Raw genomic sequence first — 10,528 nt, 5'->3', positions numbered from 1 at the left:
CGAAACTTCTTCGCTGCTCGGCGGACGCACCTTGAAAACGATATCGCTGCGTCCCCATAGATCGGCAGCCGTCGCCACGACTTCGGCCCCGGCCGTACGGTAGTCGTCGTCGCTGAAGTTCGCGCCGAGCACCGGCACTTCGCCGACACCCGGGATCGACTTCAGCGCGCCCGTCACGTTGTCCTTGATCAGCCCCCCGATCGCGAACGATTCGCCGTCGCTCATCTGAACCGTCGTCGATGCGCGTCGCGTCGTGATCAGCGGCAGGATCGACGTGCCGCCGATGTTGGTCGCGCTCAGCGTGACGCCCGTCTGCGACAGTTCCGACACTTCCGGCGCCACCTTCAGGCTGATCCGGCCATTCGCCAGCACGGTCGGCGTGAACTTCAGCGCGACGCCGAATTCCTCTTCCTGCAGCGTGATCGACGACGTGCCGTTGCCGCTGCTCTGCGGGATCGGGATGAAGATCTTGCCGCCGGCGAGGAACGTCGCTTCCTGGCCGCTGATCGTCACGAGATTCGGTTCCGCGAGGATCTTGACGAGGTTGTCGGTGTTCTGCACATCGGCCGCGATGCTGAACGGCTTGTTGTTCGCCTTGTTGAAGACGGCCCCGCTCGCGACGCCCGCCAGCAGGTTGCTGACCAGCGCGCCGCTCCACGAACCGAACCCGCCCTGGATGTTGAATGCGCTGCCCATCTGGTTCAACAGCGTCTTCGACACCTCGGCCACCTTCACCTCGAGCATCACCTGCTGCGGCGACGTGACGGCCAGCATGTTCAGCACGCCGCCACCGCCTGGCTTGCCGCCCGCGGCCGGATCGCCGGAGCTGTCGCCGTAGGCGTGCGCGATCTGCACGGCCTGTTGCGCGGCCTGCGAGCTCGACACCGTGCCCGACAGCACGATCGTGCCGGCCGCGGTCGTCACGCGAATGTCGCGCTCGTTCGGCATCAGTTGCTGCAGCGACGCCTGCAGGCCGCCGGCATCCGCGCCCACCGCCACGTCGATCACCCGGCATGCACCGCTTCTGCCCTGCACGATCATGTTGGTCGTGCCGACCGACAGCCCGAGGATGTACAGCGTCTGCGGCGACACCATCGTGGCCTGCGCGACGGCCGGATTGCCGATCGTCCGATTGCGGACCGGCTCCGGCATCGGCACCAGCAGCGACTTGCCGAGCGGCACGCTGACGCTGGTCGATTCACGCACCGCGCCGACGCAGTTCGGCCCGCGCAGCGGTCCCGCCGACGCGGCGGGCGCGGCGGCCGCCACCGGCGCCATGCTGATCGTCATCTGCATCGGCCCCTTGCCGACCGCGGCCGGCGCGCTGGCGCCCCCTTTCGTCAGCACGGCCGACTCGACACCTTCCTGGGCCAGTGCGCCATAGACGGTCAGCCATCCGGAACAGAGGATCGCGGCCATCATCGTGCCCCGAGCGACGCGTGTACGCAGCGGGCCGGTACCTGTGCATTGCGGTTTGATCTTCATTTCGTCTGATCCCCCGAGAGACCGGCGCTGCGCCGGTTATCGACTTCCAAGGCCGCCGTGTCTCACTGACGGCCGATCTGTTTATCTGGATGAATAGGTCTGCTTCAGAAACATTCGACGCTGCCCCGCACGCCCGTCAGCACGCCGACGCAGTCGCGCCGCACTTCCGGCGCCGCGTGCGATGCGACGTGTACGCGTACCGTCCGTACATGGACCGGTGCCGGCGGCGCTTCGGGTGCAGGCTCCTTGCCGAGCAGCGTCAGCTTGGTCGCGCCGTCGGTGTTCAGCGTCTTCTGGTCGACCTGGTTGCGCAGCACGAGCGACAGCGTGCCGACGCTGCGTGCGAGGTCGAGCCGTTCGGCCTGGTCGGGCGTGACTTCCAGCGTGACCGCGTTGACGACCTTCGGCGCCGTGTCGTCGCGGCTGACCTGCTGCGCGACGGCGAGCACGAGGATGTGTTCGAGCACGATCTTGGAGATGCTCTGCCCGTCGGTCTTGCCTTGCTGTTCCTGCGTGTTGACGATCACGTCGACGTAGTTGCCCGGCAGCGCGAAGCCCGCGACGCCGACCACGTCGTTCACGCGCACCGTGATCGCGCGGCTGCCGTCCGAGATCACCGCGGACAGCCCGCCCTTCGTGCCGATCGGCGCGAGCTTCGACTCGATCACCGGCTCGTCCCGCGACAGGCTGGTGCGGACCACGCGCCCTTCGAGCGACTTGGTATCGGTGAACGCGCCGGTCGGCACGCTGCCCGACGGCCAGTTCACCATGTGGATCTGGTTCGGCCCGAGCGGTTCGCCCAGGTTCAGGTCGGTGGCCGCCACCGCAACCGGCGTGACCGAGCTCGTGGATGTCTGCATCAGCCAGTGGGACGCGAACAAGACCGCGGCAAGACCCGCGACCATCGCGACGACCAGCATCATGACCGCTCGACTGTTTTTCATGGCAATGCTCCTCGACGAATCGTGAAAGAAACCGCTCAACCGGTGACGCTGGTGCGCCCGCCGCGCTCGACGGGCGGCGGATGGCCGCCGTCCCGTTCAGGCGCTGAACCGAAATAGCTCGCCCAGGCGTCGTACAGCGCGTCGTGCGTCACTTCGGGCGGATCGCCGCGGTAACGCGCGCCGGCAGCCACGAGACGCAACAGGTCTGCCGGGAAACAGGCGAGAAACGCCTTGCCGGTCGGCAGGTGCAGCCGATGCAGCAGGTAGTCGAATGCGTCGTGTGCCGCGACGAGGCCCAGCGACGCGCAGGCCGCGTCGAACAACGCGCGATAGTCGTCGATCGACAGCGCGCCGACGTGCAGCTTCGAGCCGAGGCGGCGCAGGAACGCGTCGTCGCCCAGCTGCTCCGGCGACAGGTTGCTCGAGAACACCGGCCAGACGTCGAACGGCATGACGAAGCGGTTGCCGGATTCGAGCGTCATGAAGTCGACGCCGCGATCGAGCGGGCGCAGCCAGCGATTGAGCAGGTCGCGCGGCTCGACGCGCTGGCGGCCGAGATCGTCGACGACGTACATGCCCATGTTCGCCTTCATGTGCGGCGGCGCCTGGTAGAAGCCGGCGGCCTCGTCGCGGCGCAGGTCGAGCTCGTCGAGCGTCAGTTCGCCGCCGGACATCACGACCGGCCGCTCGCACAGGCGCCAGCGGCGATCGACCGACTGGCCGCCGGGTTGCGATGCCGCGTCGACATGCACGAGCGGATCGTAGATCTGGATCACTTCGCCGGCCGCGCAGATCGCGTGCGGCACCGGCACGTACCCGTGCATCAGCGAGCCGAGCCGCTCGGCGAGGAAGGTCTTGCCGCTGCCGGCCGGGCCGTAGATCAGCAGCGGACGGCCCGCGTTCAGCGCCGCGGCTGCCGCGTCGAGCACCGCCGTGTCGATCACGATGCCTTCGAAGGCGGCCCACACGTCGTTCTGGCCGATGTGCAGCTTGCGCACCGAATGCGCGGCCACGCATTCGAGATACGCGTCGAGCGTCACCGGCGCGGGCCCGCTGTAGCCGCTGCGCGCCCGTTCCTCGAGCGCCAGCACGCGGCCCGCGTCGGTCAGACGGAACGTCACGTCGAGATCGGTCGCACCGCGATGGGTGAGTTCGACGAGGTGCTCGCGCACCAGGAATGCAAAGACGTCGTCGAGCACCGCGAGCGGCAGGCAGTGCCGCTCGACCAGGTCGCCGTACGACGGGCGGCCGAGCATCAGCGTCGACTTCAGCACGAGCCCGGCGACGAACGTCTTGCTCAGTCCCGTGTCGTCGAGCGAGCGCGGCGCCGCGGGCAACTGCGCACCCAGCTTCGTATGCGCCTCCCGCGACGGCAACGGATCGGGCAGATGGGCCACCTGCGCGTCGCGTCTCGGTTCGGTATGGTTCGTGTTCATGGTCGTTCCGTCCTCGTTGCGGATGCGTCGCGCTACACGTACGACGCGAACAACATGGCCAGCGTGCCGGCCGCGATCGCTACGCCATACGGCAGCGAGCCGACCGACGTCATTTCCGCGGCGCCGTCGGCGGCCGCCGCACCCTTGCCTTGCGCGTGCCGCGCGATCAGTGCGCGGACGTTCGCCCACATCTGGCGCATCCGCCCGCGCAACAGCACGACCGCGAGTGCACCGATCCCGCCGGCCACGAAGGTGGCCAGCACGATGTAAAACGTCATTTGCGCGCCGACCCATGCGCCGATCGCGAGCATCAGCTTCACGTCGCCGGCCGCCATTCCGCGCAACAGGTAGAACGGCAGCAGCAGCGCGAAACCGGTCGCGGCGCCGGCAAGCCAGCCGAGTGCGCCCGCCACGACGCCGTGCAACAGGCACTGGGCGACCAGCGCGCCGGCGAGGCCGAGCGCGACGAGGCGGTTCGGGATGCGGCGGGCCGCGATGTCCGTGCCGGCCGCGGCAACCGCGAGCAGCGTCACGCACAACGGAATCGGGTAAGGCGGCGCAACGGGTAACATGGCGAACCTCACGGAGCGGATCGAAGGATCAGGAAACCATCGCCAGCGCGGTGGCTGCGGCGGCCATGACGGCCGTTGCGATCACCACGTACGTATCGGCAAGCGCGCCCCGCAGCGTCACGACGCTGCCCAGCACCGCGACAGCGAACGTCGCGGCGAGGAACGCAGACTCGATCGACGTCACGCCCCGTTCGTCGCCGAACCTGGAGCTTGCGATACGCACCCTGGGTTGCATGATGGTCTCCGGTTCCCGGTCATCGGGGGCGTGGGAGCGGCTCGAACGCTGCACCGGCCGAGCCGTCCGCACGCGCTGCCCTTCAACGGCCTCAAATGGCCGAGGTCAGGTCGGCAGCGATCGTGGTGAACACGGTCTTGAGCTCCGTGCCGACCGCGGTGACTGCGACGATGATGCCGACTGCGATCAGTGCAGCGATGAGGCCGTATTCGATGGCGGTCACGCCGTCTTCATCGCGCACGAAACGGGCGGCTTGTTGAATGAACTTGGACATGATGATCTCCTTGCGTGGTTACTTTTAAAGCACCTCGGGTGCCGGCTGGTCGGATGACCATGCATCGATACGGCGAGGCAGGTGTTGATGCCGTGTGGTGGCGACGAGCAATTCGGATGTTTCGTTCGTCGTACCGTCCATCAGAGTGCTGTTACCGCCGAGTCCAGACTTGACGCGATCGTGCTGAACACGTTCGACAGGTCCGTACCCACCGCCGTCAATGCGACGATGATGCCGACCGCGATCAGCGCAGCGATCAGGCCGTACTCGATGGCCGTCACGCCGTCCTGATCCTGAACGAACCAGGCGATCTTTTCGATGATTCTTGACATAGGTACTCTCCTTTCGGACTGCTATTAATTACCCTTCGTCCGCCAGGACGTCGGGACGGGCACCACCGGCACTACTCGAAAAATCGGAACGCGCCGCTCAGCTGCGGGAACGGGGATGCACATCCCTGTCCGTACGAACGGGTATCAATGAGGCAGAGAGCCAGAGAGGCGTGTACGGTGCGACCGGCCGGATGAACCGCGCGATCCGATCGACCGGAACGGCACGACTGCCGTTCGACGCATGGAATCCAGTTGAACGGGAGACAAACTCCCGGCAAAGCTGCAATGTGTCTTTAACGCGGTTTGCGAGCCGCACTGTGCTGTGGTCTTTCATTTTTATTCCCCATATGCTGCCATGCCGATTTCTTATTGCCCTGAAGAGACCGGGTCTCATTGGTCATTCGACGAAAGCTGCGTGGTGAATCCACCTGGAGCTGCGTATTCCCCGACGCGCTCCGGCCTTCCTTTCCGCAGGTGATTCCGAAGCTGGTTCCGTCTGTCTTTTGCCGGAACCGCCCGGTCGTCACCTCGTCGACTGCCGTGCCAACGCTTACGCAAAGAGCAGGCCACCCAGGGCGAAATCGAGGCGTATCAAGGGTTCCGGCGATGCCCGCGTTCGTCGGCCCACGGCCCGATGCGAGAAATGTTTCAGAATTGATATGGGTTCGTCCGCAAGCGTTGTAAGCCGGAACGCCCGCAGCCGCGCTGCGTCAAGGATCAAAAATTTTTACTCAGGATTTTCCCGAACGTCCGCAGCGGCCTGCGCTGCACGCGATCGGCGGGATGCGGCCCCGGTCAAAATGACGGAATGTTTCAACGCAGAAACAAAAATGCCGATCGCGTCGATTACTCATACCTGAAAACACGCTTTTCGCGCGTCTCGCCAGACAATCTAAATACCGGCTTTCAGTGCGTGGTTTGCATCACGCGATTTTTTCTTCAACAATGAATTCACCGGACAACGCCATTTCAGGGCGATTCGATCCGCAGGCACGACAACATGAAACGGCTGCGACAGACCACGCAGCCTCTACACACAGACGGGGAATCATGTACACAGCCAATCGTGGGACGCGCGTTCGCGCCGTACGCTGTGCTCAATGGCTGACAGCCGACCGGATCATTCCGTACAGCTGCATCGTGCTGATGCTCTTCGTCGCATTGCTGGCCGTTTGGGGCGTCGTGACCGATGGCTTTACATCGAGCGACGTTACCCGTCCGGGTGTCGACTTCTCGGTCTTCTGGACCGCATCGCATCTCGTGTTGCAAGGCCATGCCGCATCGGCCTACGACCCTACGTCATTCCTGCAGGCCGAGACCGCGCACTTCGGTGCGTATCTGCAGCATCGGCCGCTCCCCTGGCTCTATCCGCCGACGATGTTGCTGTTCATCGCGCCGGTTGCCCTTGTGCCTTTCCTGCCCGCTTACCTCCTTTTTTCCGCGGGCAGTCTTTTATGCTACGCGCTCGCCGTCTCGCGGTTGTCGGGATTGCGCGCGCATCTTCCCGTGCCGCGCGCCACGGCGCTCGTCATGATCGCGTATTCGGCCGTGTGCCTGTCCGCACTGTTCGGCCAGAACAGCATCCTGACCGCCGGCATCGCCGCACTCGCGCTGCATCTGCTCGGCAAGCGCCCGATCGCGGCCGGCGTGTTGATCGGGCTGCTCGCGATCAAGCCGCAACTGGCCGTGGTGTTCCCGTTCGCGCTGATCGCCGCGCGTGCGTGGCGCGCGTTCGGGGCGGCGGCAATCAGCGCGGCGCTGTTAGCCGCGGCCGGGATCGCGCTGACCGGTGCCGGCGCGCTGCATGGACTGGGCGCGGCCGTGTCGACGGTGCGCGACCAGCATTTCATGCTGCCGTCGTACTGGCTTGCGTCGCCGACGCCGTTCGCCGCGCTGCGGCTCGCGGGCGCATCGGTGGCGGTCGCGCTGACCGCGCAGGCGGTGGTTGCGCTGCTCGCGATCGCGGCGACCGTCGACGTGTGGCGCCGCACGCCCGACATGCGCTTGCGCGGTGCGGTCTTGTCCGTCGCCACCTTGCTGATTACGCCCTATCTGTGGCACTACGAACTGACCTGGCTCGGTATCGCGATCTTCTGCCTGATCGCCCATGGCTTCGATGAAGGCTGGCTGCCCGGCGACCAGGCCGTGCTCGTGCTCGCCTGGCTGCTGCCGATCTTCGAGATGCTGAACCGGTTGATGAAGCTGCCGCAGATCGGTCCGATCGTGCTGCTTGCCGTGCTGTTCGTCGTCGTTCGCCGCACCGCGCAGCGCTCGCCGCGGAACGCGTGATGAAGACGCCCCTTTCCATTCGCCATGCCCATCCCGCGATGGATGTGCATCCGGAGCTCCCGATCGCCGGCCCGCGCCGCTATCCGCACTGGCTCAATCGCGATCGCGTGCGCGCCTACGCCACCGGCGTGTTGCTGACCGAGCTGCTGTTCATCGGCATCTATATTGCCCGGGTGGCCTTGCAGCATGCCAACGCGCTGACCCCGCTGTCGCAGGATTTCTCCGCAATCTGGAGCGCCGCATGGCTCGCCGCGCACGGGCGTGCCGCCGACGTCTGGCATTTCGACGCGTTGTTCGCGATCCAGCAGATCGCCGTCCCGGGCATGAATCTCGAGAACGGCGTGCTCCTGTGGCTCTATCCGCCCAGCATGCTGTTGCTGGTCTTGCCGCTGGGCTGGCTGCCGTATATGGCGGCGGTCGTGCTCTGGCTCGGGATCACGTGCGTGCTGTTCGCCGCCGTCATTCATGCGACCGTGCAGCGCGGCACCGCGTGGCTGTGCGCGCTGGCCTTCCCCGCCGTCTTCGTGACCGTCATCGTCGGGCAAACCAGCCTGTTTACCGCCACGCTCGGCGGCCTCGGCCTGCTGCTGCTGAATCGTCGCCCCGTCTGGGCCGGGATCTGCTTCGGCATGCTGATGATGAAGCCGCAGGTGGCCATCCTGATCCCGCTCGCGCTGCTGTGCGCCGGCCAGTGGCGTGCGCTGGCCGCGTGGGCGGCGACGATTGCCGCCTGTGTCGCGCTCGCCGCGCTCGCGTTCGGTACCGACTCGTGGCTTGCGTTCGCCCACGCGATGCACGAGGTCTACCAGGTCGTCGGCGCCGGCCACGCGAAGCTCGCGCGGATGCCCACCGTGTTCGCGCTGGCCGCGATGGCGGGGTGGCCCGCCTACGTCGCCAGCGGACTTCAGCTGCTGTCGGCATCGATCGCGGCCATCGCCGTCGTCTATGCATGGCGCGGCGCGTGCTCGTATGCGCTGCGCGCCGCGACGCTCGCCTGTGCCTGCCTGCTCGTGAGCCCCTATCTGTACGACTACGACCTGACCTGGTACGGCATCGTGATCGCGTGGTACGTGCGCTATGCGTGGACGCACGGCTGGCGGCGCTTCGACCGCGAATGGCTGGTGCTGCTGTGGCTGATGCCGCTCGCGGGCCTCGCCGTCGTGCCGCATCTGTCGTTCCAGTTCATGCCGCTCGTCACGCTGGCGTCGCTCGGGCTGCTCGTGATCCGGATCGCCCGGGAACGACACGACGTGCCGTCGATGCCGGACGCAAGCGACAACTCGACCGAAACCGCGTTCACGCATCAGGCCAGAACGCACCACCGCCCGGCGTACGGATTGCGCCGCACCGGCAGACCGACCATCGGCGCCCATCGGTGAAGCGACATCACAAGGGGAATCATCATGCGGGAACCACTCTTTACACCGCTCGTATCGCTGGTCGTGCCGTTCTATAACGAAGGCGAAGCCGTCGAACGCTTCTTCGACATCGTGATTCCGCTGATGACGTCGATCGACGCGATCCGTTTCGAGATCGTCTGCGTGAACGACGGCAGCCGCGACGACACGCTCGAGCGGCTGATCCGGATCAGCACCGGCGAGCGGCGCGTGCGCGTGATCGATCTCACCCGCAACTTCGGCAAGGAAGCCGCGCTGACGGCCGGCCTCGACGAAGCCGTCGGCGACGCGGTGATCCCGCTCGACGCCGACCTGCAGGATCCGCCGAGTCTGATTCCCGTGATGATCGAACACTGGCGCGACGGCGCGGAAGTCGTCGCCGCGAAGCGCAGCAACCGCGCGTGCGATTCGTTCGCGAAGCGCACCGCGGCCGCGATCTACTATCGCGTGCACAACATGCTGTCGGACGTGAAACTGCCGGAGAACGTCGGCGATTTCCGGCTGATGGATCGCAAGGTCGTGAACGCGCTGCGCAACCTGCCCGAGCGGCATCGCTTCATGAAGGGGCTGTTCGCGTGGGTCGGCTACCGGACCGTGATCGTCGAATACCAGCGCGACGCGCGCAGTGCCGGGCACTCGAAATTCTCCGGCTGGAAGCTGTGGAATTTCGCGCTGGAAGGCATCACCAGCTTCAGCACCGTGCCGCTGCGCAGCTGGACCTACATCGGCGTCGGCATCGCCGCACTCGCCTTCCTGTACGGCTCGTTCATCATCTTCCGCACGCTGCTGTTCGGCAATCCGGTGCTCGGCTACGCGTCGCTGATCTCGGTCACGCTGTTCATCGGCGGCATCGAGCTCATCGGGATCGGGATCGTCGGCGAATACGTCGGACGGATCTACGACGAGTCGAAGCAACGGCCCGTCTACCTGATCCGCCGCCGCTACCAAACGCACAGCAAGGTGATCGAGCTCCCGGTCGCGCGCGATGCGCGCCGCCAGATCGCACGCCGGCGCGTGCAGCCGACCCGTGCGCGGCTCGGCAGCGTACGCTGACGCGCACCGACGGCCATGATCGCCCTGCTTTATGCCGAGCGCACGCGGCTCATGCGCTTCGGCGTGTCCGGGCTCTGCTCGACCGCGATCCACGCGCTGGTCGCGGCGGCGATGTTCGCGCGGTTCGACGCGACGCTGGTGACGGCGAACGCGATCGCATTCCTCTGCGCGACGGCGTTCTCGTATCTCGCGAATACGCTGTGGAGCTTTTCGTCGACGGTGCGCACGCGCAACGTGGTGCGCTTTCTCGCGGTCACGCTGGCCGGCTTCGCCGAAACGCTGCTGCTCGCGCGGGCGGCCGAAGCGCTCGACGTGTCCCGCGGGATGAGCATCGTCGCGATCGCGCTGCTGATTCCGCCGACCACGTTCGTGCTGCACCGGTTCTGGACCTACCGGTAAGCGTCCTCGCTCCTCCGCGCCGCTCCCGAAAGCGCGAACCTGCCGGCGGCCCGTGTGTAGGACCGTGCGATTCGCTGCGTCGCCAACGAGTCACGCGGTGAATGATTTCAAC

At 66.3% G+C, this 10,528-nt stretch carries 11 protein-coding genes; 4 read left to right on the top strand and 7 right to left on the bottom strand.

Annotated elements, in window-relative coordinates; translation table 11 throughout:
* The 7 genes from G3N61_RS17440 to G3N61_RS17410 all read right to left on the bottom strand — a co-directional run.
* Window positions 1-1,485: pilus assembly protein N-terminal domain-containing protein (locus G3N61_RS17440; protein WP_205823181.1), on the bottom strand; the 1,485-nt coding region annotated here is incomplete at its 3' end.
* Window positions 1,486-1,589: 104 nt separating this feature from the next.
* Entirely contained in the window at window positions 1,590-2,429 is an 840-nt protein-coding gene (gene cpaB / locus G3N61_RS17435) for a Flp pilus assembly protein CpaB (protein ID WP_043183817.1), read from the bottom strand.
* Between the two features lie 35 nt (window positions 2,430-2,464).
* Window positions 2,465-3,865 carry an ATPase gene (locus G3N61_RS17430; RefSeq protein ID WP_089452631.1) on the bottom strand — a complete coding sequence of 467 codons (1,401 nt, stop codon included), beginning with the start codon at window positions 3,863-3,865 and terminating at the stop codon, window positions 2,465-2,467.
* A 32-nt stretch (window positions 3,866-3,897) separates the two neighbouring features.
* Window positions 3,898-4,437, bottom strand: coding sequence for a prepilin peptidase (locus G3N61_RS17425; RefSeq protein WP_043183819.1), 540 nt, complete (start codon window positions 4,435-4,437; stop codon window positions 3,898-3,900).
* 28 nt (window positions 4,438-4,465) lie between these two features.
* Window positions 4,466-4,672, bottom strand: a complete 207-nt coding sequence (locus G3N61_RS17420) for a Flp family type IVb pilin (RefSeq protein ID WP_089452630.1) — start codon at window positions 4,670-4,672, stop codon at window positions 4,466-4,468.
* Window positions 4,673-4,763: 91 nt separating this feature from the next.
* Entirely contained in the window at window positions 4,764-4,946 is a 183-nt protein-coding gene (locus G3N61_RS17415; protein ID WP_043183821.1) for a Flp family type IVb pilin, read from the bottom strand.
* 140 nt (window positions 4,947-5,086) lie between these two features.
* Window positions 5,087-5,278: a Flp family type IVb pilin gene (locus G3N61_RS17410; RefSeq protein ID WP_089452629.1), complete on the bottom strand. Its 192-nt coding sequence runs from the start codon at window positions 5,276-5,278 to the stop codon at window positions 5,087-5,089.
* A 1,050-nt stretch (window positions 5,279-6,328) separates the two neighbouring features.
* Here G3N61_RS17410 and G3N61_RS17405 point away from each other — a divergent pair.
* From G3N61_RS17405 to G3N61_RS17390, 4 genes are read left to right on the top strand one after another with little or no spacing between them, the layout of a single operon-like run.
* Window positions 6,329-7,567: a glycosyltransferase family 87 protein gene (locus tag G3N61_RS17405; protein ID WP_205823180.1), complete on the top strand. Its 1,239-nt coding sequence runs from the start codon at window positions 6,329-6,331 to the stop codon at window positions 7,565-7,567.
* Entirely contained in the window at window positions 7,567-8,946 is a 1,380-nt protein-coding gene (locus tag G3N61_RS17400) for a glycosyltransferase family 87 protein (RefSeq protein WP_205823179.1), read from the top strand. The genes G3N61_RS17405 and G3N61_RS17400 overlap by 1 nt, the downstream gene beginning before the upstream one ends.
* 24 nt (window positions 8,947-8,970) lie before the next feature.
* Window positions 8,971-10,017: a glycosyltransferase family 2 protein gene (locus G3N61_RS17395; RefSeq protein ID WP_089452626.1), complete on the top strand. Its 1,047-nt coding sequence runs from the start codon at window positions 8,971-8,973 to the stop codon at window positions 10,015-10,017.
* 15 nt (window positions 10,018-10,032) lie between these two features.
* Window positions 10,033-10,416 carry a GtrA family protein gene (locus G3N61_RS17390; protein ID WP_043183829.1) on the top strand — a complete coding sequence of 128 codons (384 nt, stop codon included), beginning with the start codon at window positions 10,033-10,035 and terminating at the stop codon, window positions 10,414-10,416.
* Window positions 10,417-10,528: the final 112 nt, after the last annotated feature.

The sequence above is a fragment of the Burkholderia sp. Ac-20349 genome, from assembly GCF_017104865.1.
Lineage (GTDB): Bacteria > Pseudomonadota > Gammaproteobacteria > Burkholderiales > Burkholderiaceae > Burkholderia > Burkholderia aenigmatica.
This window is presented reverse-complemented; position numbering and strand designations above follow the sequence as displayed.

What these genes read in the sequence shown, in the direction of transcription:
- cpaB (WP_043183817.1), bottom strand. Translation starts at nt 2,429, where the DNA reads ATGAAAAACAGTCGAGCGGTCATGATGCTGGTCGTCGCGATGGTCGCG.
- G3N61_RS17430 (WP_089452631.1), bottom strand. Translation starts at nt 3,865, where the DNA reads ATGAACACGAACCATACCGAACCGAGACGCGACGCGCAGGTGGCCCAT.
- G3N61_RS17425 (WP_043183819.1), bottom strand. Translation starts at nt 4,437, where the DNA reads ATGTTACCCGTTGCGCCGCCTTACCCGATTCCGTTGTGCGTGACGCTG.
- G3N61_RS17420 (WP_089452630.1), bottom strand. Translation starts at nt 4,672, where the DNA reads ATGCAACCCAGGGTGCGTATCGCAAGCTCCAGGTTCGGCGACGAACGG.
- G3N61_RS17415 (WP_043183821.1), bottom strand. Translation starts at nt 4,946, where the DNA reads ATGTCCAAGTTCATTCAACAAGCCGCCCGTTTCGTGCGCGATGAAGAC.
- G3N61_RS17410 (WP_089452629.1), bottom strand. Translation starts at nt 5,278, where the DNA reads ATGTCAAGAATCATCGAAAAGATCGCCTGGTTCGTTCAGGATCAGGAC.
- G3N61_RS17405 (WP_205823180.1), top strand. Translation starts at nt 6,329, where the DNA reads ATGTACACAGCCAATCGTGGGACGCGCGTTCGCGCCGTACGCTGTGCT.
- G3N61_RS17400 (WP_205823179.1), top strand. Translation starts at nt 7,567, where the DNA reads ATGAAGACGCCCCTTTCCATTCGCCATGCCCATCCCGCGATGGATGTG.
- G3N61_RS17395 (WP_089452626.1), top strand. Translation starts at nt 8,971, where the DNA reads ATGCGGGAACCACTCTTTACACCGCTCGTATCGCTGGTCGTGCCGTTC.
- G3N61_RS17390 (WP_043183829.1), top strand. Translation starts at nt 10,033, where the DNA reads ATGATCGCCCTGCTTTATGCCGAGCGCACGCGGCTCATGCGCTTCGGC.